Here is a 22,975-nt window from a genome sequence, read left to right as displayed (position 1 = left end):
GTAAGACGATCGTCTAGCGCACCGGGTACGGGTACCTGTGCGGTCCGGGCCGGGCCCGGACGGGGATCAGACCAGGTTGACCGAACGGGCCGACGCCGCGCCGATCTCCTCCGAGATCTCCGCGAGCACCGCCGGCGGGACGGTGTCGTCCACGGTGAGGACGACGAGCGCCTCGCCGCCCTCCTCCGCGCGCGCCACCTGCATGCCCGCGATGTTCAGGCCGGCCTCGCCGAGGATACGGCCCACGGTGCCGACGACACCCGGGCGGTCCTCGTAGCGGAGCACCACCATGTGGTCGGCGAGCGCCACGTCCACGTCGTAGTCACCGACGGCGACGATCTTCTGGAGGTGCTTGGGGCCGGCCAGCGTGCCGGAGACCGCGACCTCCTCGCCGCTCGACAGCGTGCCGCGCACCGTGACCACGTTGCGGTGGTCGGGCGACTCGCTGGAGGTCGTCAGACGGACCTCGACACCGCGCTCCTGCGCGAACAGCGGGGCGTTGACGTACGAGACGGTCTCGTCGACGACGTCCTCGAACACGCCCTTGAGTGCGGAGAGTTCGAGCACCTTGACGTCGTGCTGGGTGATCTCGCCGTACACCTCGACGTCGAGCCGCGCCGCGACCTCGCCCGCGAGCGCGGTGAAGATCCGGCCGAGCTTCTCGGCGAGCGGCAGACCCGGCTTGACGTCCTCGGCGATGACACCGCCCTGGACGTTGACCGCGTCCGGCACCAGCTCGCCGGCGAGCGCGAGGCGCACCGAACGGGCGACCGCGATACCGGCCTTCTCCTGGGCCTCGTCCGTGGACGCACCGAGGTGCGGGGTGCAGACGACCTGGTCGAGCTCGAAGAGCGGGGAGTCCGTGCAGGGCTCCTTCGCGTACACGTCGAGACCGGCACCGGCGACCCGGCCCTCCTTGAGGGCGGAGAACAGCGCGGCCTCGTCGACGATCCCGCCGCGCGCGGCGTTGACGATCCGGACGGACGGCTTGACCTTGTGCAGGGCCTCGTCGCCGATGAGACCGAGGGTCTCGGGGGTCTTCGGCAGGTGGACGGTGATGAAGTCGGCGACCTCCAGGAGCTCGTCCAGGGCCAGCAGCTTCACCCCCATCTGCGCGGCGCGGGCGGGCTGCACGTAGGGGTCGTACGCGACGATCTTCATGCCGAACGCGGACATCCGCTGGGCGACCAGGACGCCGATGCGGCCGAGACCGACGACGCCGAGGGTCTTCTCGCTGAGCTCGACACCCGTGTACTTCGAACGCTTCCACTCGCCGTTCTTCAGCGCGGTGTTGGCCTGCGGGATGTTGCGCGCGGTGGCGACGAGCAGACCGCAGGCGAGCTCGGCGGCGGTGACGATGTTGGAGGTCGGGGCGTTCACGACCATCACGCCGGCCTTGGTGGCGGCGGAGACGTCGACGTTGTCCAGGCCGACACCGGCCCGGGCCACGACCCGGAGCTTGTTCGCTGCGGCGATGGCCTCCGCGTCGACCTTGGTGGCGGAGCGGACCAGGATCGCGTCCACGTCGGCGATGGCGGGGAGCAGCTCGGCGCGGTCCGCGCCGTTGCAGTGCCGGATCTCGAAGTCCGGGCCCAGTGCGTCGACGGTGGCGGGCGACAGCTCTTCAGCGATGAGTACGACGGGTTTCGAGCTCACGTGAGTCCTCACAGATCCAGTGCGGACGGCCGTCCCGACGGCCGCAGGCGGTGGAGGGGGCTTGCCGCGTGAAAGCGCACGACGCTGTGGGCCTGAACGCGAATGTTGTTGAGCAGTGTAGTGGTGCATCGGCGCCGATCATGCGCCTCGTTGGAAGGATCACCCGTCCGTGGTTGGACGGCCTGTCCAACGGTGTGGCACGGGGCCGGACAGTGTGTCCGGCCCCGTGCCGAAGGCTTACGCCTCCTCGTCGTTCACCCAGCTCATGAGCTTGCGCAGCTCCTTGCCGGTGGTCTCCAGGAGGTGCTTCTCGTCCTGGGTCTTGTACTCGTTGTACTTCTTCAGACCGCCGTGGTACTCGTCCATCCAGTTCTGGGCGAAGGTGCCGTCCTGGATCTCCGCGAGGACCTTCTTCATCTCGGCCTTGGTGGCGTCCGTGATGATGCGCGGGCCGGTGATGTAGTCGCCCCACTCGGCCGTCTCGGAGACGGACCAGCGCATCTTCTCCAGGCCGCCCTCGTACATGAGGTCGACGATGAGCTTCAGCTCGTGCAGGCACTCGAAGTAGGCGATCTCCGGCTGGTAGCCGGCCTCGACCAGGGTCTCGAAGCCCGCCTTGACGAGGGCGCTGGCGCCACCGCACAGGACGGCCTGCTCACCGAACAGGTCGGTCTCGGTCTCCTCGGTGAAGGTCGTCTTGATGACACCCGCACGCGTGCCGCCGATGGCCTTGGCGTAGGAGAGCGCCAGGGCGAAGGCGTTGCCCGTCGCGTCCTGCTCGACCGCGGCGATCGCGGGGACGCCGCGACCCTCCTCGTACTGGCGGCGGACCAGGTGGCCCGGGCCCTTCGGGGCGACGAGCGCGACGTCGGCGCCGGCCGGGGGCTTGATGAAGCCGAAGCGGATGTTGAAGCCGTGCGCGAAGAAGAGGGCGTCGCCGTCCTTCAGGTTCGGGGCGATCGACTCCTCGTAGACCTTGGCCTGGATCGGGTCCGGGATCAGGATCATGATGACGTCGGCCTCGGCGGCGGCCTCGGCGGGCGTCACCACGCGCAGGCCCTGCTCCTCGGCCTTGGCCTTGGACTTGGAGCCCTCGTGCAGACCGACACGGACGTCGACACCCGAGTCACGGAGCGACAGCGCGTGGGCGTGGCCCTGGCTGCCGTAACCGATCACCGCGACCTTGCGGCCCTGGATGATGGACAGGTCGGCATCGTCGTCGTAGAACAGCTCGGCCACTGGGATTCTCCTTGGTGTGCTGGTGTTGCGTCCCACCGTACGGCGGGCGGGGGAAGGGAAGTCTTCTGTCTCGTCAGGCGGACCGGTCGACGGACGCGTCGGCCGGCCGCCCGGGAGGCCGGCCGGGGAGGCCGGTCAGGCGCTGCGGTCGAGGGCCCGCAGGGAACGGTCCGTGATGGACCGCGCACCACGCCCTATGGCGATCGTGCCGGACTGCACGAGCTCCTTGATGCCGAACTGCTCCAGCATCTTGAGCATCGCGTCGAGCTTGTCACTCGAACCGGTGGCCTCGATGGTGACCGCCTCGGGCGAGACGTCCACGGTCTTGGCGCGGAACAGCTGGACGATCTCGACGATCTGGGAGCGGGTCTCGTTGTCGGCGCGGACCTTCACCAGGACGAGCTCGCGCTGGATCGCAGCGGAGGGCTCGAGTTCGACGATCTTCAGGACGTTGACCAGCTTGTTGAGCTGCTTGGTCACCTGCTCCAGCGGCAGGTCCTCGACATTGACCACGATGGTGATGCGGGAGATGTCGGGGTGTTCGGTGACACCGACGGCGAGCGAGTCGATGTTGAAGCCGCGGCGGGAGAACAGCGCGGCGATCCGGGCGAGGATGCCGGGGGTGTTCTCCACCAGGACGGAGAGCGTGTGCCTAGTCATGTGTCGTTCCTCTTCCTACGGCTCTCGGTCTCAGTCGTCTTCGTTGTCGCCGAAGTCGGGGCGGACGCCCCGGGCGGCCATGACCTCGTCGTTGGAGGTGCCCGCGGCGACCATGGGCCAGACCTGGGCGTCCTCGTGGACGATGAAGTCGATCACGACCGGGCGGTCGTTGATGGCGTTGGCCTCTTCGATGACCTTGTCCAGGTCGGCCGGGTCCTCGCAGCGCAGGGCGACACAGCCCATGGCCTCGGACAGCTTGACGAAGTCCGGGATACGGGTGCCCTTGCGGGGCGCCGTGCTGGCACCGACCTGGGAGCCGGTGGCATCGTGGCCGGTCTCGTCGGCGTGCAGGACCGTGCTGGAGTAGCGCTGGTTGTAGAAGAGGGTCTGCCACTGGCGGACCATCCCGAGGGCGCCGTTGTTGATGATGGCGACCTTGATCGGGATGTTGTTGAGCGCGCAGGTGACGAGTTCCTGGTTCGTCATCTGGAAGCAGCCGTCGCCGTCGATCGCCCAGACCGGGCGGTCCGGCATGCCGGCCTTGGCGCCCATGGCGGCGGGGACCGCGTACCCCATCGTTCCGGCGCCGCCGGAGTTCAGCCAGGTGGCGGGCTTCTCGTAGTCGATGAAGTGCGCCGCCCACATCTGGTGCTGGCCGACGCCGGCCGCGTAGATGGTGTCGGCGGGGGCGAGCTGGCCGATGCGCTGGATGACCTGCTGCGGGGAGAGGCTGCCGTCCTCCGGCAGGTCGTAGCCGAGCGGGTACGTCTCGCGCCAGCGGTTCAGGTCGCTCCACCAGGAGGTGTAGTCGCCCTGGTTGCCCTCGCTGTGCTCGGCCTGGACGGCCTGGACCAGGTCGGCGATGACCTCGCGGGCGTCACCGACGATCGGGACGTCGGCGGCGCGGTTCTTGCCGATCTCGGCCGGGTCGATGTCCGCGTGGACGATCTTGGCGAAGGGGGCGAAGCTGTCCAGCTTGCCGGTCACGCGGTCGTCGAAGCGGGCTCCGAGGGCGACGATCAGGTCGGCCTTCTGCAGCGCGGTGACGGCGGTGACCGCACCGTGCATGCCCGGCATTCCCACGTGCAGCGGGTGGCTGTCGGGGAACGCGCCCAGCGCCATCAGGGTGGTGGTGACGGGGGCTCCGGTGAGCTCGGCAAGAACCTTCAGCTCGGCGGTGGCGCCGGCCTTCAGGACGCCGCCGCCGACGTACAGGACCGGGCGCCGGGCGCCGGTGATCAGCTTGGCGGCCTCGCGGATCTGCTTGGCGTGCGGCTTGGTCACCGGGCGGTAGCCGGGCAGGTCGGTCTGCGGCGGCCAGCTGAAGGTGGTCTTCGCCTGCAGGGCGTCCTTGGCGATGTCGACCAGGACCGGGCCGGGGCGGCCGGTGGAGGCGATGTGGAAGGCCTCGGCGATCGTCCTCGGGATGTCCTCGGCCTTGGTGACCAGGAAGTTGTGCTTGGTGATCGGCATCGTGATGCCGCAGATGTCCGCCTCCTGGAAGGCGTCCGTGCCGATGGCCTTGGAGGCGACCTGGCCGGTGATCGCGACCAGCGGGACGGAGTCCATGTGGGCGTCGGCGATCGGGGTGACCAGGTTGGTGGCGCCGGGACCTGAGGTCGCCATGCAGACGCCGACCTTGCCGGTCGCCTGGGCGTAGCCGGTGGCGGCGTGGCCCGCGCCCTGCTCGTGGCGGACCAGGATGTGGCGGACCTTCTGGGAGTCCATCATCGGGTCGTACGCGGGGAGGATGGCGCCGCCCGGAATACCGAAGACGGTGTCGGCCCCCACTTCCTCGAGAGAACGGATGAGGGACTGCGCACCCGTGACGTGCTCGACGGTGGTGGCGGTCTGTCCGCCGCTACGGGCCCGCGGCTGCGGATGGTGCCCGGTGGCCTGCTCGGTCATCAGCATTCTCTTCTCGAAGCAGAGGGTTTTTGCGAGGGTTTGGGAGGAGCCGGTGCAACAAAAAACCCCTCGTGCCGGGAGGCAAGCGAGGGGAGCGCGTCGGTAGCGTTTCAAGCCGGGCCGTCATGGCCCTGCTTCAGCCGACGCGCTTTCCAAGTACGAGAATTCGGGTGCGCATGGCACTGACCCTCCCCCCGACGCACCATCAGTGTCAAGTGGGTGGGACGGGCGTCTCATTATTTGAGCGCATCGGGGGATGGTTTCCGGCCGGAACCGCCTCCCCGCCTGGGACGGGGTACTCCTCCCGGACGAGGGCGCGCCGCAGCCGGTACTCGTCGAGCGGGCCCGAGAACGCCATGCCCTGGCCGTGGGTGCAGCCCATGGCGCGCAGGGCGAGCACCTGCTCGGGGACGTCCACGCCGTCGGCGACGGACTGCAGCCCGAGATCGGAGGCGATCCGGAGCAGCCCGCTGGTGATCTTGCGGAGCCGGGCGGACTCCACCACGCCCTCGACGAGCCCCCGGTCCAGCTTCAGTACGTCGACGGGGAGGCGGCGCAGCGCGTTGATGGCCGCGTAGCCGCTGCCGAAGCCGTCGAGCGCGATCCGGACCCCGAGCCGGCGCAGGACGACCAGACGCTGCTCCAGGTCGTCGAAGGAGACCCGGGGGTCGCTGTCGGCCAGCTCGATCATCAGGGAGCCCGAGGGGAGCTCGTACCGCGTCAGGAGCGCCTCGACGGAGCCGAGCGGCAGCGAGCGGTCGAGCAGGCGGCGGGCGGAGAGCCGGACGGAGACCGGGGTGCGGTGGCCCAGCGCCGCCCGCTCGGCGGCCTGCTCGACGGCCTGCTCCAGGAGCCAGCGGCCGAGCTGGGCGACCCGCTCGCCGTCCTCGGCGACCCGCAGGAACTCGGCCGGGGTGAAGAGGACGCCCTGGGCGGAGCGCCAGCGCGCCTGGGCGGCGACGGCGGTGATCCGGCCGGTGGAGAGGTCCACCACCGGCTGGTGGAGCAGGGCGAACTCTCCGTCGTCCAGCGCGGTGCGCAGCCGGGTGGCCAGTTCGGTCCTGCGGACGATCTCGGCCTGCATCTGCGGGGCGTACATCTCGACGCGGTCCTTGCCGGCCGCCTTGGCCCGGTACATGGCCAGGTCGGCGTTGCGCAGCAGGTCCCCGGCGCCGATGCCGGGCTCGGCGAAGGCGACGCCGATGGAGGCGGCGACCCGCACCTCGTTCCCGCCCTCGACCTGGTACGGCTGGGAGAGCGTGAGGCGCAGCCGGTCGGCGATCTCGTGGACCTGGTACTCGCGGGCCGAGCGGTCGCGTGTGCCGTCGCCGAGGATGAGCGCGGCGAACTCGTCGCCGCCGAGCCGGGCGGCGGTGTCCCCGGCCCGTACGGAGTCCTGGAGGCGGCGCGCGGCCTGGACGAGCAGTTCGTCGCCCGCCTGGTGGCCGAGCCTGTCGTTGACCGCCTTGAAGCCGTCGAGGTCGATGAAGAGCACGGCGGTGCCGGGGTCGGAGGAGCGCCGGCCGGCGAGTGCCTTGCGGACGCGCCCGGTGAACAGCGCCCGGTTGGGCAGGTCGGTGAGCGGGTCGTGCTCGGCGTTGTGCTGGAGCTGGGCCTGGAGGCGGACCCGCTCGGTGACGTCCCGGCTGTTGAAGATCAGCCCGCCCTGGTGGCGGTTGACGGTGGACTCGACGTTGAGCCAGTCGCCGCGGCCCGAGCGGAAGCGGCACTCGATCCGTGTCGTCGGCTCCTCCGAAGGAGGAGCGGCCAGGAAGCGCCGGACCTCGTGGACGACTCCGCCGAGGTCCTCGGGATGGATGAGCGAGGCCAGTTCGGAGCCGATCAGGTCCTCGGCCTCCCGTCCGTAGACCCCGGAGGCGGCAGGGCTGACGTAGCGGAGTATGCCGGTGGGCGCGGCGATCATGATGACGTCGCTGGAGCCCTGCACCAGGGACCTGAAGTGGTTCTCCTTCTGGGCCAGTTCGTGGGTGAGGGCGATGTTGTCGAGGAGCATGATGCCCTGCCGTACGACCAGGGCGAGCACGACCGTACAGCCGGTGAAGACGACCACGCGGTCCACTCTGCGTCCCTCGACGACGTTGTACAGGATGCCGAGCGTGCAGACCGCCGCGGCGAGATACGGGGTGAGGGCGGCCAGCGAGCCGGCGACGGGCCGGCTGTGCTGGCGCTGTCCGCGCGGGGACGGGACGCCCTCGGGCGTCCGGCGCGCTCCCCAGGGGGCATAGGCCAGGAGCAGCGAGCCGGCGAACCAGCCGGCGTCGAGCAGCTGCCCGGAGGTGTAGTTCTCGCGGAGCAGCGGCGAGGTGAACAGGGCGTCGCACAGGACGGTGAGGGCGAGGGCGGCGATGGCGGTGTTGGTCGCCGAGCGGTTCGACTGCGAGCGGCGGAAGTGCAGGGCGAGGACCATGCTGACGAGAACGATGTCCAGCAGGGGGTACGCCAGGGTGAGCGCGGCCCGGGCGACGCTCTCGCCCTCGAAGTGGGCGGTGTGCGCGAGGGCGAGGCTCCAGGAGAGGGTGAGCAGCGAACCGCCGATGAGCCAGGCGTCGAGGGCGAGGCAGACCCAGCCGGCCCGGGTGACGGGCTTCTTGGCGAGGACGAGCAGGCCGACGATGGCGGGCGGCGCGAAGAGCAGGAAGAAGATGTCCGCGACGGAGGGGCTGGGCACCTCCCTGTGGAGCACGACTTCGTACCACCCCCAGACGGCGTTCCCCGCGGCGGCCATCGCCGAGGAGAAGGCGAAGAGCAGCCAGGCGGGGCGGGAACGGCTCTCGTGGACGCGGGCGTAGAGGAAGCACGAGACGCCCGCGGCGAGGGCGGCGACGCTGAGACCGAAGTCGCCCATGATCAGAGCCAGCTGTTCGGAGCCCCAGCCGAGGGCGGCGCCCGTCGCGTATCCCCCGCAGACGAGGCCGAGGAGGATCTGGGCCAGGAACACCGGGGAACCGGAGCGGGCGGGGCCGCGTCGGCGCTCCCCGGGACCGGGGGCGGCGGCGGGCCTCGCGACGCGGCCGCGCTCGATGAGCGCGCCGGGGGCGCTCATCGCCGCCACCGGGCTTTCGTGCGCACCAGGGCGCGGTGATGCGGTGAAGCGCCGGGCGCGAGGACGCGCGGCGCCCGCGGCGTGGCCCGCACCGGCCTCGGCGATGCCTGGGGCGACCACCGCGACGGCTGAAGCCGCCGGGGCGGAGGCTGAGGGTGCCGAGGGCGGGGCGAGGGGGGCCGGGGCGACCGCGTCGCGGTCCGGGGCGTCCGGCCCCTCGGCCGCCGCGTCCGGTCCCGAGACGTCCGGCTCGGCGGTGCGGCGGTCGACCTGGACGGGGAGGCCGGCTCCGCCGGCCGGCCCGCGGAGGCCCGCGCCCGGGTGGGGCGGCCCCGTGCCGTCGTCGCGTGCGAGGGTCGTCGACGGCGGCCCCGCCGCGTCGGATCGTCGGTCCATCGGCCGTACATCACCCGTCGCCCCCCTCGGAATCTGATGACCCGTCACGTTGCTCCCCGGCGTCAGCTCGTACTCGACGCAGCCCCCCGCTCCGGGACGATACACCAGGACCGTCACTCAGGGACAGGGGTGCTGTACGCTGCGTGACGGCCCTGGGGTTCGCGACAGGCGCACTGAGGGGGCGCGCTGCACGGCCGCTCGGCTCAGGTGGTCAGGACCACGTTCGCCAGCCGCTCCCCCGCCGCGAACCGGGTGAGCTGGGCGGCGATCAGCCGCTTGGCCCGGGGCATGAACGCCGAAGTGGAGCCGCCGACATGGGGACTCACCAGAACACCGGGAGCGTGCCACAACGGGTGGCCCGGCGGCAGCGGTTCGGGATCGGTGACGTCGAGCGCGGCGGTGATCCGCCCGCTCTCGACCTCCTTGAGCAGCGCGGCGGTGTCGACGACGGGACCGCGGGCGACGTTCACCAGAAGGGCGCCGTCCTTCATCCGGGCGAGGAACCCCGCGTCGGCGAGATGCCTGGTCGCGGGCGTGAGCGGAGTGGAGAGCACGACCACGTCCGCCTGCGGCAGAAGGGCGGGCAGTTCCGCGAGGGGATGGACGGGACCGCGCTCCGTGGTGCGTGCGGAGCGCGCGACGCGCACCACCCGCGCGCACTCGAAGGGCACGAGCCGGTCCTCGATGGCGGCGCCGATCGATCCGTACCCCACGATGAGGACGGACTTGTCGGCGAGGGCCGGATAGAAACCGTCCCGCCACTCCTCCTTGTCCTGGCCCCTGACGAAGCCGGGGATCCCGCGCAGCGAGGCGAGGATCAGGGCGAGCGTCAGCTCGGCGGTGCTGGCCTCGTGGACGCCCTTCGCATTGCACAGCTCCACGCCCGGGGCCAGCGAGCCGAGACCGGGCGCCACATGGTCCGTGCCCGCCGAGAGCGTCTGCACCGCGCGCACCGAGGTCATCGCGGCGAGCGGCCGGACGGCGACCTCCGAGCCCTTCATGTACGGGACGACGTAGAAGGCACAGCGCGCCGGATCGGCGGGGAAGTCGGGACCGCCGTCCCAGAGACGGTAGTTGAACCCCGACGCGGCCGGGTCGGGAAGCCCTTCGATCTCGTCCGCGGGAATCGGAAGCCACACGTCGGCGGTCGTCTCATCGAGTGTCATGACCGGGAGGCTATGCGAAGAATCCCCCTCGCCATTGGTTACTTTGGGGGCGGCACAGGGAGGGGTACCGGCAGGTGGAGCGCAGGACTATCGGGGCGGCGGCGCTCGACGTGGGCGCGGTCGGCCTGGGCTGTATGCCGATGAACTGGGCCTACAGCGCCTCGCAGCAGCGCGGTGACCGCTCGCTGCGAACGGTGCACGCGGCGCTCGACGCCGGGGTGAGTCTGCTCGACACCGCGGACATGTACGGCCCGTTCACCAACGAGCTGCTCGTGGGACGGGCCCTGAAGGAACGCCGGGCGGAGGCGTTCGTGTCGACGAAGTGCGGTCTGCTCGTGGGCGACCAGCACATCGTGGCCAACGGCCGGCCCGGATACGTACGGCGGGCCTGCGACGCCTCGCTGCGGCGGCTGCAGACGGACGTGATCGATCTCTACCAGCTGCACCGGGCGGACCCCGAGGTGCCGGTCGAGGAGACCTGGGGCGCGATGGCCGAGCTGGTGTCCGCGGGCAAGGTGCGGGCGCTCGGGTTCTGCGCGGTCGGGGCGCGGGCGGCGCGCCGCGGCGGAACGGCACACGTGCACGAGGGAACGATCCGGCAGTTGGAGCGGATCCAGCAGGTCTTCCCGGTGAGCGCGGTGGAGGCGGAGCTGTCGGTGTGGTCCCCGGAGGCGCTGGAACGGCTGCTGCCGTGGTGCGAGGCGCGGGGTGTGGGGTTCCTGGCCGCGATGCCCCTGGGGAACGGGTTCCTGACCGGGACGCTGACGCCGGGCGGTGGCTTCGAGCCGGACGATCCGCGGGCCAGGCATCCCCGGTTCACCGCCGAGATGATGGCCGCGAACCAGCCGGTGGTGGCGGGGCTGCGGCGGGTGGCGGCACGGCACGGGGAGGCCGTCACTCCGGCGCAGGTGGCGCTGGCGTGGGCGCTGGCGCAGGGGCCGCACGTGGTGCCGATCCCGGGGACGAAACGGGAGTGCTGGGCGGTGGAGAACGCGCGGGCGGCGGAGCTGGTGCTCACGGCCGGGGATCTCGCGGAGATCGCGGGCCTTCCCGGGCCGCGCGGATCATGGGACTGAGAGCGCGGGATCGCGAGCGGGGGCCGAGCGCGGGAACCTGATCGGGCCGGGCGGTGTATCAAGGGTAGTGATCGCCGTTCGAAGGGATCGGGACCGTGGGACGAGCTTGTGTGGGAGCCGTGGGGGCCGCCGCCGTTCTGGGGCTGCTGGCGGGTTGTGCGTCGGGCGGCGACGGGGAGGGAGCCGCGTCGCCCTCGGGAGCGCCCTCCGTGTCCGTGTCCGCCACGGATCCGGGGACGCGGGGCTCCGGGGGTTCCGTGCGCGTCGCCGGGACGCTGACCGGGGATCTGGAGTCGCCGTGGGGCGTGGCCGCCCTGCCGGACGGTGATCTCCTCGTCGCCTCGCGTGACGAGCGCACGATCACCCGGGTCGACGCGGAGACGGGAAGAAAGACGCCGGTCGGAGAGGTGCCGGGGGTGGTGCCCGGCGGTGAGGGCGGACTGCTCGGACTCGCCGTGCGGGACGGCCACGTGTACGCGTACTTCACGGCGGAGTCGGACAACCGCATCGTCCGCATGCCGTACGGAGGCGGGGCTTCGGACCGGCTCGGCGCGCCCGAGGTGGTCCTCGCGGGCATCCCGAAGGGGAACGTGCACAACGGCGGGCGGATCGCCTTCGGCCCCGACGGAATGCTGTACGCGGGCACGGGCGAGCGCGGCGAGACGGGGCTCGCGCAGAACGTGGAGTCGCTGGGCGGCAAGATCCTCCGGATGACGCCGGAGGGGAAGCCGGCGCCCGGCAATCCGTTCCCGGACTCGGTGGTCTATTCGTACGGTCACCGCAATGTGCAGGGCCTGGCCTGGGACGCGGACGGACGGCTGTGGGCGGCCGAGTTCGGCCAGAACACCTGGGACGAGCTGAATCTGATCCAGGCCGGAAAGAACTACGGCTGGCCGAAGGCCGAGGGCACGGCGGACGTGTCGGGCTTCGTGGACCCGGTGGCCCAGTGGAAGACGGACGAGGCGTCGCCGAGCGGTATCGCCTACGCGGAGGGCGCGATCTGGATGGCGGGCCTGAGAGGCGAGCGGCTGTGGCGGATCCCGCTGTCCGGAGCGGAACGCTCCGGGGAGCCCGAGGCGTTCCTCGTGGAGGAGTACGGCCGGCTGCGCACGGTCCTGGCGGCGGGTGACGGCCGGCTCTGGCTGACGACGAGCGAGACCGACACCCGGGGCACTCCCGAGGCCGGCGACGACAAGATCCTCCGCCTGGAGGTCGGATAGGGGCCCGATGTTCCACCTGATGGACGAGCTGTTCGCGCCGAGCCAGAAGCACTCGTCCGACGAGCGCCAGCGGCTCGAACTGACCCGGGAGGACCTGGGCGACGCCGACCCCGGGCGGGGCCCGGTCGACCTCGCCTCGGGCGCGGTGACGATACGCATGCCGGCCCTGGTGACCCGGGACGACGAGGACGGGGACGGGGCCGGCGGCGACGAGGACGGCGAAGAGGGCGAGGGGGCCTAGGCGGAGGACGGGCGCTCCAGGCGGAGGACAGGCCCTAGGGGCACCTAGGGGCACCTAGGGGCCCTAGGCGGTCGGCGAGGCCTCCTGTGGCGTCGGCTCCAGGAGGCGGAGACGGTGCGCAAGGGCGGCCGCCTCGCCGCGGCCGGAGACCCCCAGCTTGGCCAGGATGTTGGAGACATGGACGCTCGCCGTCTTCGGGGAGATGAAGAGCTCCTCGGCGATCTGGCGGTTGGTGCGCCCTTCGGCGACCAGGTGCAGGACGTCCTGCTCACGGGGGGTCAGGCCGAAGGCGTCGTCGCCCGGTTCGGGCTCCGGGGCCCGGTCGGGGGTCAGCGGGAGGCGGGCGCGGGCGGCCAGCAGCTCGACGTCCTCGCGGAGCGGGTGCGCGCCGAGGCGGACGGCCGTGGCGTGGGCCTCGCGGAGCAGCGCGGCGGCCTCGTCGCGCCGGCCGCCCTCGGCGAGGAGGGCGTCGGCGAGGCGGTGCCGGGCGTGGGCCAGCAGGTGGGGCCGCTCCAGCGGCTCGTGGGCGGCGACGGTCTCCGACCAGCGGTCCACCCGGTGGCGGCCCTCGGCGCGGTCCAGCTCCGCGGAGGTGTGCAGGGCGTACGCCTCCCAGACGGGTGCCGGGGTCGCCATCCCCCGGGCACAGCGGCGGAGCAGGGCGAGCGTCTCGGCACGGCCCTCCTCGGCGGCGGGCAGGCCGAGGGCGTCCGCCTCCGCGGAGGCGGCGGCGAGGAGCAGCGGCCAGGCCTCGCGGTGGGTGCCGGGCGGGAAGCCGGCCTCGACGGCGGCGGCGAGCACGGTCCGTACGTCCTGGATCCGGCCGGTGACGGCGGCGAGGCTCAGCTCGACCATGCGGGTGGGGATCACGTACTGGGGCATCGGGTCGGCCTCGCCGAAGTACTCGCGTGCGACGGCGAGCTGGGCGACGGCCACGGTCGGCTCGCCCCGGGAGATGGCCAGTTGGGCGAGGCGCAGTGCCACGGCGCCGCGCGGCTTGGACCGGATCCCGGACCGCTCCAGCCACTCGCAGTTGCGCTGCGCCTCGCACCAGAGACCCAGCGAGAGCTGCGACTCGGCCAGGTTGGAGCGGATCCAGCCCTCGCTGTCGAGGAGACCGTGGTCGCGGGTGAGCCGGATGCCGTCCTCGGCGACCTGGACGGCCTCCCGGGAGCGCCCGAGGTTCTCCAGGGAGTGGGAGAGGTTGACGTGGGCGCGGGCGGACTCGTGGTGGAGGCCGAGGGCGCGGGTGCGGTCGCGCACCTCGTCCATGGTGGCGAGTCCGGTCTCGCGGTCGCCGGCGCTGACCTGGAGGGTGCCGAGGGTGAGGCGGGCGGAGAGTTCGATGGACTCGTCCTTGACGAGGCGGGCGTACTCGACGGCCCGTTCGGCGGCGGCGAGGCTCTCGGGGCCGGGCTTGTGGAGCATCCCCCAGCCCGCGGCGACGACGAGCACGCGGGCGTGCACGCCGGACGGGGGCAGGCCCTTGACGAGTTCCTGGGCGGTGGCGATCTCGGCCCAGCCGTCGGAGCGGCCGAGTCCGGAGACGATGCGGGAGCGTTCGGTCCAGAACCAGGCGGACCGCAGCGGGTCGCGCTCCTCGGCCTCGTCCCCTTCGAGGAGCCGCAGCGCCATCTTGCCTGTCTTGAGGGCGCGTTCGCGCTCCCCGCACAGCCGGGCCGCGTACGCGGCCTCGGCGAGCAGGTCGAGATAGCTCAGCGGAGTGGTCTCGGGGTCGCAGCCGCACGGAGGGTAGGCCTCGGCGTAGTCCATCGGCCGCAGGGAGCGGCGCACCTCGTCGGGGGCCTCGTCCCAGAGCTCCATGGCCCGTTCGAGGAGCCGGAGCTGCTCGGCGTAGGCGTAGCGCTTGCGGGTCTCGACGGCGGCGCGGAGCACGGCCGGCAGCGCCTTCGCGGGGTCGTGCGCGTGGTACCAGTAGGTGGCGGTCCGGGTGGCGCGCTCGTCGGCGCGGACGAGGGAGGGATCGGCTTCCAGGGCCTCGGCGTAGCGCCGGTTGAGGCGGGAGCGTTCGCCGGGCAGCAGGTCGTCGCTGACGGCCTCGCGGACCAGCGAGTGGCGGAAGCGGTAGCCGTCGCCGTCCGGGACGGCGATCAGGATGTTGGCACCGACGGCGGCCCTGAGCGCCTCGATGAGTTCGTCCTCGGAGAGCCGGGCGACGGCGGCGAGCAGGGCGTACTCGACGGTGGAGCCGCCCTCGGCGACGATCCGGGAGACGCGCTGGGCGTCCTCGGGGAGCGCCTCGACCCGGACGAGCAGCAGGTCGCGCAGGGATTCGCTGAGGGAGCCGGGAGCGCAGCCGGCCTCGTGGGAGACGACGAGCTCCTCGACGAAGAAGGCGTTGCCGTCGGATCGGTCGAAGACCCCGTCGACGAGGGCGGCGTCGGGTTCGGCGGCGAGAATGCCGGTGAGCTGGCGGCGCACCTCGGCGCGGGTGAAGCGGGCGAGTTCGATGCGCCGGATGGTCCGCAGCCGGTCGAGTTCGGCGAGGAGCGGGCGCATCGGGTGGCGGCGGTGGATGTCGTCGGAGCGGTAGGTGGCGACGACGACGATCCTGCCGCGGCGCAGGGTGCGCAGGAGATAGGCGAGGAGGTGCCGGGTGGAGGCGTCGGCCCAGTGCAGGTCCTCCAGGACGAGCACGATCGTACGGTCGGCGGCGAGGCGTTCCAGGAGCCGGACGGTCAGTTCGAAGAGGCGGGCGGTGGAGTTCTCGTGGGAGGGCTCGTGGCTGCCGACGTCCCCGAGTTCGGGGAGGAGCCGGGCGAGTTCGCCCTCCTGGCCGGCCGCGGCTTCGGCCAGTTCGTCCGGGAGCCGGCGGCTCAGAGCGCGCAGGGCCGTGGAGAAAGGCGCGAACGGAAGCCCGTCCGCGCCGATCTCGACACAGCCCCCGACGGCGACGCAGGCGCCGCGGTCGTGGGCCGTGGCCACGAACTCCTCGATGAGCCGCGTCTTGCCGACGCCCGCCTCGCCGCCGACGAGCAGAGCCTGGGGCTCTCCGTCGGCGGCGCGGACGAAAGCGTCGGTGAGGGCGGTGAGTTCACCGGCCCGGCCGACGAACACGGGGCTGACTGACCTGGTCTCCACGGCGCCGAGCATCGCACAGACGTCCGACGTCCGGACCATGCGGGGCTCACGCGGCCCGGGCGAAGCGGCCGGGCTCGGCGCTCACCCGCCCCTCGGGTTCGTGGGTGCCGGACCGCTCGGCCTTCGCGGCCCGCCGCGCCTTGACGGCCTGGCGGGACAGGCGCTGGGCGGCGGCCTCGCGGATGAGCTCGGCGTGGTGCATGCGGTGCAGTTCGTACGCGAACATCTCGTTCTCCCCGGTGTCGGTATCGCTCCTTGCGATGCCTCGACTCTCGTCTCCCAGGGGGTGCGGCCACATCGGGCGAGTGCCGCATGTTCGGCGTACGGGGGGCCTTAGGAGTGCCGTGGGGGTCCTTAGGGCGCGGTCGGGAGGTTCAGGAACAGGTCGAAGTACATCCCCGCCGACAGGAACAGCCCGATCGCGCCCAGGACGGCGCCGCCGAGGGCCACCGCACGGACCCAGCCGGGCCGCTGCGGGCGGACCAGGACGAGCACGGCGACGACGAGGGCGAGGAACGCGAAGACGCCGTTGACCAGTGCGGTGCTGTGCCAGGCGTCGGCGTAGATCTCGTTGATCTGCTGGGCGGCGGTGCCGCCCTGGGCCTTGATCTGCCCGATGAGCGTCTCGCGCTCGCTGACGACCTTGCCCACCCAGGTGCCGGTCAGGGCGGCGAGCCCGAGGCCGGCCGAGACGACGGCCGCGGCGGCCGCGCCCACGCCGTCGCCGGAGGCCTCGGCGGAGGCAGGCCCGGCCTCGGTGTCGTCCTCGTCGTCGTCGAGCTCGTCGAGTTCGTCGTGCTCGTCCAGCTCCCCCTCCGCGGGCTTCACGGCCTCCGCGGGCTCCGCGGACTCGGCAGCCGCGCCCTCGGCGTCCTTCCGGCCCTTCCCGGCCTGATCGGCCTTATCGGCCTTCCCGGCCTTCTCCGCCGTCTCGTCGGGCGCCGGCGTCTCGTCAGTCTTGATAGTCATGAACCGCACGCTAGGTGCCGCGTATGAGAAGCGCCTTAACGAACAGCAGGGCCTCGGACAGGGGCCTCAGGACGCCTGCTCGGCCCTGAGGACCTTCCACTCCGGCGCGAGCACCGACCAGACCTCCATGTCGAGGCGCTTGCCCCGGTAGGCGTAGCTCTCGCGCAGGACGCCGTCCCGCGTCATCCCGAGCCGTCGGGCCACCGCGATGCTGCTCTCGTTCTTCGAGGAGACCATCCACTCGACGCGGTGGATGGAGCGTTCCCCGATCGCCCAGTCGATGATCGTCCGCGCGGCCCGGGTGACCAGGCCCCTGCCGACGGCCGACGGCTCCAGCCAGCACCCGGCCTCGGCCGTCCCCTGGTTCACGTCCATCGCGCGGAAGAGCACACCGCCGACGAGGGTGCCCTCGCTCCAGATGCCGTAGATCCGGCCCGCGTCGTTCGCGGCCTTCTCGGCGTACGCCTGGAGGAAGGAGCGGGCCGAGTCGAGGTCCGCCACCACGTCGGCGAGGGCGATGTGCTGCCCGACGTACTCCCGCCCCCGGTTCATGTGGGTGAGGAACTCCTCGGCGTACGAGGGCTCCAGCGGCCGCAGTTCGGCGCCGTCGTCACCCAGCGATATCGCGAACACTGTTGTCGTCCTCCGCAGTCGAAACCGTTACACGTTGTGCGGGGATCTTCGCACGGGCGTCGGCGGCGGCGCGGGACTCCGGCGGTTCGATGCTGATCCGGGGCAGCCGGCGGTCGAGCCAGCGGGGCAGCCACCAGTTCGCCCCGCCGAGCATGTGCATCAGGGCCGGTACGAGCAGGGTCCGCAGGACGAAGGCGTCCAGGGCGACGGCCGCCGCGAGCGCGATGCCGAACATGGCGACGACCCGGTCGCCGGAGAGGACGAAGGCGAGGAAGACGGAGATCATGATGACCGCCGCGGAGTTGATCACGCGGCTGGTCTCGGCGAGCCCGACCCGGACGGCGCGCCGGTTGTCGCCGGTCTCCAGCCACTCCTCGTACATCCGGCTGACCAGGAAGACCTGGTAGTCCATGGAGAGCCCGAAGAGCACCGACACCATGATGACCGGCAGGAAGGGTTCGATCGGGCCTGCGCTGCCGAGGCCGAGGAGCTCGCTCCCCCAGCCCCACTGGAAGATCGCGACGACGATGCCGAAGGCGGAGGCGACGGCGGCGACGTTCATGAGCGCGGCCTTCAGCGGGATGCCGAGGGACCGGAAAGCGACCAGGAGCAGCAGACAGCCGAGCGCGATGACGACGCCCACGAAGAGCGGCAGCTTGCCGACGATGATCTCGGCGAAGTCGTCGTAGGAGGCGGTGACGCCACCGACGTGGACATCGAGCGAGGTGCCCTGCTCGGCCGCCGGGAGCACGTCCGTGCGCAGCCGGTCGACGAGGTCGCTCGTGGCCTTCGACTGCGGTGAGGAGTCCGGTACGACGGTGAGGACGGCGGTGTCACCGCCGCTGTTGTGGACGACCGGGGAGACGGAGTCGACTCCGCGTGTGTGCGCCAGCTCGGCGGGCAGCTCGCCCATCGCGACGCGGTCGTCGGCTCCGTCGATGTGGGCGACGAGGGTGAGCGGCCCGTTGACACCGGGCCCGAAACCTTCGGCCAGCAGGTCGTACGCCTGCCGTGTGGTCGCCGTGGCCGGGCCGTTGCCCTGGTCGGAGGTGCCGAGGTGGAGGGAGAACGTCGGCAGGGCGAGGACGAGCATGACGACGGCGGCGACCGCGCCGAGCAGCTTGGGGTGGCGCTCGACGAAGGCGGACCAGCGGGCCGCGAAGCCGGTCGGCAGCTCGGGCTGCGGCCCGTGCTCGGCGAGGTGCCGGCGCTCGCGGCGGGAGAGCGCCCGCATGCCGATGAGGGAGAGCAGCGCGGGCAGCAGGGTGACGGAGGCGGCGACCGTGAGGACCACGGTCAGCGAGGCGGCGATGGCGACGCCGTTGAGGAAGCTGAGCCGCAGGATGAGCATGCCGAGGAGGGCGATGCAGACGGTCGCGCCGGCGAAGACGACGGCACGGCCGGTGGTCGCCACCGCGATCTGTGCGGATTCGGGGACCGAGAGCCCGCGTTTGAGCCCCTTGCGGTGGCGCGTGACGATGAAGAGCGCGTAGTCGATGCCGACGCCGAGGCCGATGAGCATGCCCAGCATCGGGGCGAAGTCGGCGACGGTCATGACGTGGCCGAGGAGCACGATCCCGGAGTACGCGATGCCGACGCTGACGAGCGCGGTGGCGATGGGGAGCGCGGAGGCGGCGAGCGAGCCGAAGGCGAGGAAGAGGACGACGGCCGCGACGACGACGCCGACGGCCTCGGCGACATGGCCGCCGGAGGCTTCGGTGAGGGCGACGGCACTGCCGCCGAGCTCGACCTGAAGGTGGTCGGATGCGGCCCCCCGAGCCGTGTCGACCAGGGCCTGGGCCTGCGCCTTCGGGATGTCGTCGGCCTGCGCGTCGAAGATCACGGGAGCGTAGGCGGTCCGCCCGTCCTCGCTGATCTGCGCCTGGGCGGCCGGGCCGTCGTCGTACGGGGAGGTCACGGACGCGATGCCGGGCAGTTCGGCGACCTCGTCGAGCACCTCGGTCATGCGCTGCTCGACCCCGGTGGCGCGGACGCTGCCCTGGTCGGTGTGCCAGACGATCGTGTTGCTGTCGCCGCCGGAGCCGGGGAAGCCCCTCTCGAGGAGGGCGGTGGCACGTCCCGACTCGGTGCCGGGGACCTCGTAGTCGTTGGAGTAGGCCGAGCCCGCGACCGATGCTCCGGCGACGGATCCGCCGAGGGCGATGAGCCAGAGCAGAACGGCGACGAGGCGGTGCTTGATGCACCACCGTGCGATGGCTGCCAAAGGACGTGCTCCCTGGTGGTTCGTGGATCTTTACCGGGGAACAGCCCGCAAAGAACGCATGACCTGGATAAGGCCACTGTTACAGCCTTAAGAGATCCTTTGTCCCTTTCGTGTCGTTACTCACAGCGGTGCGCGGAAGCTCGGGCCTTTGGTCCCGGGCTCCCGCGCGTGCCGTGTACGGAGGGGTGCCGCGTACGGAAGGGTGCCGTGTACGGGGGGGTCGGCCGGTCAGCCGGAGACGCTCGCCCGCCCGTTCTCGATGTGCCCCATGAGCCGGCGGCGGAAGCCGCCGGGAGAGGTCACCTCGACGTCGTACCAGCCGTGCGCGTCGGCCGCCGAGTGGACGAGGGTACGGCTCCGGCCGGGCTTCACGGTGACGGTGCGGGTCCAGTCGCGCAGGTCGTCGCGGTCCACGTAGCCGAGCGGGCGGACGGTGAAGGAGACCGCCGCGGTGCCCGTGTTCCGTACGGTGAGATGCAGGTCACGGTCATGATGGTCGATGTGCGAGGCGAGGTCGGCGCCGCCCGCGGCCGGGCCCTCGAACTCGCGGCGGAAGCCGTTCGGGCCGGTGATCGTGAAGCGGTAACGATCACGCGTAAGGGGTACCGCCCATTGCGCCGTGCCCCTGACGTCGCGGTGCTGGGGGGCGGTGAACTCACCGGCGTACGGGTACAGCGCGAAGTGCGCGGAGGCCTTTCCGCTGTTCTTCAGGTCGACGGTGACCGCACCGGGGCCGACGCGGGCCTGGGCGTCCGGCTGGTACGGCAGCGGGCGGGCCGGGCGGGTGCCCGGCTCCTGGACCGGCATCTGCTGGACGGCCGGGGGCTGCGGCCGCCAGCGGCCGGAGAACGGCGGGATCGGGCCGGGCTCCTCGACGTCGGGCTGCCGGTGCGCGCGCCGGAAGTCGAAGGCGGAGGTCAGGTCGCCGGTGACGGCCCGCCGCCACGGGGTGATGTTGGGCTCCTGGATGCCGGTGAGCCGCTCAAGGAACCGGATCACGGAGGTGTGGTCGAAGGTCTCGGAGCAGACGTAGCCGCCGACCGACCAGGGCGAGACGACGAGCAGCGGGACGCGGATGCCGAGACCGGTGGGCAGGCCCTTCCAGCGCTCGTCCGTGTCGTCGGCCGGCGGGACGGGCGGCGGCACGTGGTCGAAGAAGCCGTCGTTCTCGTCGTAGTTGATCAGGACGACGGTGTGGCGCCAGACGTCCGGGTGCGAGCCGAGGGCGTCGAGCACCTTGTAGACGAGCGAGGCCGAGGCGATCGGCGAGGAGGAGCCGGGGTGCTCGGAGTCGATCGCGGACGGGACGAGGTACGAGACCTCCGGGAGCGTCCCGGCGGCCACGTCGGCGCGGAAGGCGTCGGCGAGCTTCCCGGTCTCGACGCGGCGCAGGCCTCGCTCGAAGAGCGAGCGCTCGGCGGCGGTGAGCGTGGCGACACCGTCCTCCAGGGCGGCGAGGAGCCTGGCGCGCTCGCTCGGGTCCTCCGTGTCGCGGACGGCGGCGTAGAAGGACTCCATGAAGGTGTGCCCGCCGGTGGCGTCGAGGGCCTTGCGGGCGATCTTCTTGAAGGAGGTGAAGAACTCGATGTTGTTGTCGGTGAAGTTCTCCCACTCGGTGTACGTCTTCCAGCTCCGCCCGGCCGCTTCGAGGCGCTCGGCGTAGGTGGGCCAGGGGTAGCCGGGGTGGGTGCCCTCGGCGTACGCGGCGTTGGTGACGGCGCGGCTGCCGTCGGCCTCGTAACCGGTCCAGCCGGACCAGAGGTGGTTGCGGTTGGGGCTCGTCGAGGTGTGGGTGGACGAGTGGTAGGCGTCGCAGACGGTGAAGGTGTCGGCGAGTTCGTAGTGCAGCGGGATGTCCTGGCGGTCGTAGTACGCCATCGTCGCCGCGGTCTTGGCGGAGACCCAGCCGTCCATCCAGCCGTCGTGCCAGGCCTTGGCGCCGCCGCTCCAGGAGTGGTCGAGGTCGCCGATGTACTGCAGGTCCTTCTTCTGCGTCTCGGCGGCGCCGCGGATCGGGAACGGCAGGACGGTCCGGCCGAGGGCGGCGGGCTGCTCGAACACGGGAGTGCCGGAGGGGAGTTCGATCGCATTGCGGTCACCGAAGCCGCGGACACCGCGGAGGGTGCCGAAGTAGTGATCGAAGGAACGGTTCTCCTGCATGAGGACCACGACATGGCGGACGGCCGACAGACCCCCGGCCGGCGGTCCCGCGGCGATCGCTTCCTGGAGCGACGGCGGGAGCAGCGAGCTTGCGGCGGCGGCGCCGAGGGCGCCTCCGCCCAGCGCGAGGACCCTGCGGCGGGACATGCGGGACTTCTCGGGGGACAAGACCGACCTCCAGTCGACGGCCAATGGTTCGCCTTCGAGCCATTGGGTGGTACTCCGGGGACGGTAGTGAGGCCGGATGACGCGCGGAAGACCCGACGCGGGCCGGGCGGTGAACGTCCAACAGCCGCCGACAGGAGTCCAAGCGCGGAAATATTCGGTGCCGCACAGGTCCACGGGTGTGCAGACTTGATCCATGGCGGACATGTGGGCGTTCCGGGACGCGGTCGGTGACTGGGCGGCGGGCGGTCCGGGCGGACCGGCGCGGGAGCTGGCCGCGCACCTGGGGCTGCGGACGGCGGTGCTGCTGGAGGGGCCGAGCGACCTCGCGGCCGTCGAGACGCTGGCCGCACGGCGAGCCCGGGACCTGGCCGCCGAGGGCGTGTGCGTGGTCTCGATGGGCGGGGCGATGAACGTGGGCCGCTACGCGGGCCTTCTCGGGCCGCCCGGTCTCGGCCTGCGCCTGGCGGGACTGTGCGACGAGCGCGAGGCGCCGTACTACGACCGCGGTCTGGAGCGGGCCGGGGCGCCGCGCGACGGCGTCTTCGTGTGCGTGGCGGACCTGGAGGACGAACTCATCCGCACGCTGGGCACGGAGAGGGTCGAGGAGATCGTGCGGGCCGAGGACGACGACCTGCGCGCCTGGCAGACGTTCCTGCGCCAGCCGGCCCAGCACGGCCGGACCCGGCATCAGCAGCTGCGGCGCTTCCTCGGCACGAAGAAGGGCCGCAAGATCCGTTACGGCCACCTCCTGGTGGACGCCCTGGCCCCCGACAAGGTCCCGGCCCCGCTCGACGACCTCTTCAGGAGCCTGTGACCGCCGGGCCCGCGCCCCGGTGAACCCGGGAGGAACCAGGCCGGTGCCCGCCCCGTGTGCTGCCCGGGGCGGGCACGTCGCGCGTCTACCCGGAAGTCGGCCGTTGGCACCGTGTGCGGTACGCACGCGCAAGGGGCGGTGGGGGGGGGGGGGCGGCGCCCCCCCCCCCCCCGGGGGGGGGGCCCCCCCCCGGCGGGGGGGGGGGGGGGCGCCCCCGCCCCCCCCCCCCCCCGGCCGCCCCGCGGGCACCACGCAGCCCGGGGAGCCGGGGGCGGGGAC

The 22,975-nt window shown here is 72.1% G+C and carries 16 protein-coding genes; 4 read left to right on the top strand and 12 right to left on the bottom strand.

Features of this window, described 5'->3' with window-relative positions:
• Nucleotides 1-66: 66 nt before the first annotated feature.
• The 6 genes from serA to ACFVGW_RS34825 all read right to left on the bottom strand — a co-directional run bounded on the left by serA (nt 67) and on the right by ACFVGW_RS34825 (nt 10,089).
• Complete coding sequence (serA, locus tag ACFVGW_RS34850; RefSeq protein WP_383226580.1) at nt 67-1,656, bottom strand: phosphoglycerate dehydrogenase; 1,590 nt, start codon at nt 1,654-1,656, stop codon at nt 67-69.
• Nucleotides 1,657-1,893: 237 nt separating this feature from the next.
• Nucleotides 1,894-2,895 carry a ketol-acid reductoisomerase gene (ilvC, locus tag ACFVGW_RS34845; protein WP_352191234.1) on the bottom strand — a complete coding sequence of 334 codons (1,002 nt, stop codon included), beginning with the start codon at nt 2,893-2,895 and terminating at the stop codon, nt 1,894-1,896.
• A gap of 135 nt (nt 2,896-3,030) precedes the next feature.
• On the bottom strand, nt 3,031-3,555 hold the full coding sequence (ilvN, locus tag ACFVGW_RS34840) for an acetolactate synthase small subunit (protein WP_215065241.1): 525 nt from the start codon (nt 3,553-3,555) through the stop codon (nt 3,031-3,033).
• Nucleotides 3,556-3,585: 30 nt separating this feature from the next.
• The gene (locus ACFVGW_RS34835) at nt 3,586-5,463 is read right to left on the bottom strand and encodes an acetolactate synthase large subunit (protein ID WP_352191235.1); all 1,878 of its coding nucleotides are present in this window, start codon (nt 5,461-5,463) and stop codon (nt 3,586-3,588) included.
• 211 nt (nt 5,464-5,674) lie between these two features.
• The gene (locus tag ACFVGW_RS34830) at nt 5,675-8,527 is read right to left on the bottom strand and encodes a putative bifunctional diguanylate cyclase/phosphodiesterase (protein WP_385854822.1); all 2,853 of its coding nucleotides are present in this window, start codon (nt 8,525-8,527) and stop codon (nt 5,675-5,677) included.
• 599 nt (nt 8,528-9,126) lie between these two features.
• Complete coding sequence (locus tag ACFVGW_RS34825) at nt 9,127-10,089, bottom strand: 2-hydroxyacid dehydrogenase (RefSeq protein WP_383226577.1); 963 nt, start codon at nt 10,087-10,089, stop codon at nt 9,127-9,129.
• Nucleotides 10,090-10,163: 74 nt separating this feature from the next.
• On the opposite strand from ACFVGW_RS34825, the gene ACFVGW_RS34820 reads away from it, so the two are divergent.
• The 3 genes from ACFVGW_RS34820 (at nt 10,164) to ACFVGW_RS34810 (ending at nt 12,626) form a co-directional block, all read left to right on the top strand.
• On the top strand, nt 10,164-11,165 hold the full coding sequence (locus tag ACFVGW_RS34820) for an aldo/keto reductase (RefSeq protein WP_385854807.1): 1,002 nt from the start codon (nt 10,164-10,166) through the stop codon (nt 11,163-11,165).
• 110 nt (nt 11,166-11,275) lie between these two features.
• Nucleotides 11,276-12,385 carry a PQQ-dependent sugar dehydrogenase gene (locus ACFVGW_RS34815; protein WP_385854806.1) on the top strand — a complete coding sequence of 370 codons (1,110 nt, stop codon included), beginning with the start codon at nt 11,276-11,278 and terminating at the stop codon, nt 12,383-12,385.
• Nucleotides 12,386-12,404: 19 nt separating this feature from the next.
• Nucleotides 12,405-12,626 carry a DUF6191 domain-containing protein gene (locus ACFVGW_RS34810; RefSeq protein ID WP_385854805.1) on the top strand — a complete coding sequence of 74 codons (222 nt, stop codon included), beginning with the start codon at nt 12,405-12,407 and terminating at the stop codon, nt 12,624-12,626.
• 63 nt (nt 12,627-12,689) lie between these two features.
• On the opposite strand, the gene ACFVGW_RS34805 is transcribed toward ACFVGW_RS34810, so the two are convergent.
• The 6 genes from ACFVGW_RS34805 to ACFVGW_RS34780 form a co-directional block, all read right to left on the bottom strand.
• On the bottom strand, nt 12,690-15,767 hold the full coding sequence (locus ACFVGW_RS34805; RefSeq protein ID WP_385854804.1) for an AAA family ATPase: 3,078 nt from the start codon (nt 15,765-15,767) through the stop codon (nt 12,690-12,692).
• A gap of 7 nt (nt 15,768-15,774) precedes the next feature.
• Nucleotides 15,775-15,954 carry a hypothetical protein gene (locus ACFVGW_RS34800; RefSeq protein ID WP_383229581.1) on the bottom strand — a complete coding sequence of 60 codons (180 nt, stop codon included), beginning with the start codon at nt 15,952-15,954 and terminating at the stop codon, nt 15,775-15,777.
• Between the two features lie 128 nt (nt 15,955-16,082).
• Nucleotides 16,083-16,697, bottom strand: a complete 615-nt coding sequence (locus tag ACFVGW_RS34795) for a hypothetical protein (protein ID WP_385854803.1) — start codon at nt 16,695-16,697, stop codon at nt 16,083-16,085.
• Between the two features lie 66 nt (nt 16,698-16,763).
• Entirely contained in the window at nt 16,764-17,330 is a 567-nt protein-coding gene (locus ACFVGW_RS34790) for a GNAT family N-acetyltransferase (RefSeq protein ID WP_383229577.1), read from the bottom strand.
• A complete protein-coding gene (locus tag ACFVGW_RS34785; protein ID WP_385854802.1) occupies nt 17,308-19,554 on the bottom strand; it encodes an MMPL family transporter in 2,247 nt (748 codons plus the stop codon). The genes ACFVGW_RS34790 and ACFVGW_RS34785 overlap by 23 nt, the downstream gene beginning before the upstream one ends.
• A gap of 228 nt (nt 19,555-19,782) precedes the next feature.
• Nucleotides 19,783-21,861 (bottom strand): phosphocholine-specific phospholipase C, encoded by a 2,079-nt coding sequence (locus ACFVGW_RS34780; protein ID WP_385854801.1) that lies wholly within the window; start codon nt 21,859-21,861, stop codon nt 19,783-19,785.
• Nucleotides 21,862-22,075: 214 nt separating this feature from the next.
• On the opposite strand from ACFVGW_RS34780, the gene ACFVGW_RS34775 reads away from it, so the two are divergent.
• Entirely contained in the window at nt 22,076-22,696 is a 621-nt protein-coding gene (locus ACFVGW_RS34775; protein ID WP_383570899.1) for a TOPRIM nucleotidyl transferase/hydrolase domain-containing protein, read from the top strand.
• Nucleotides 22,697-22,975: the final 279 nt, after the last annotated feature.

Origin of the sequence: Streptomyces sp. NPDC127129 (genome assembly GCF_042671585.1) — a bacterium.
Taxonomy (GTDB): Bacteria; Actinomycetota; Actinomycetes; order Streptomycetales; family Streptomycetaceae; genus Streptomyces.
The sequence above is the reverse complement of the archived record's forward strand: the minus strand, read 5'-3'. Positions and strand labels throughout refer to the sequence as shown.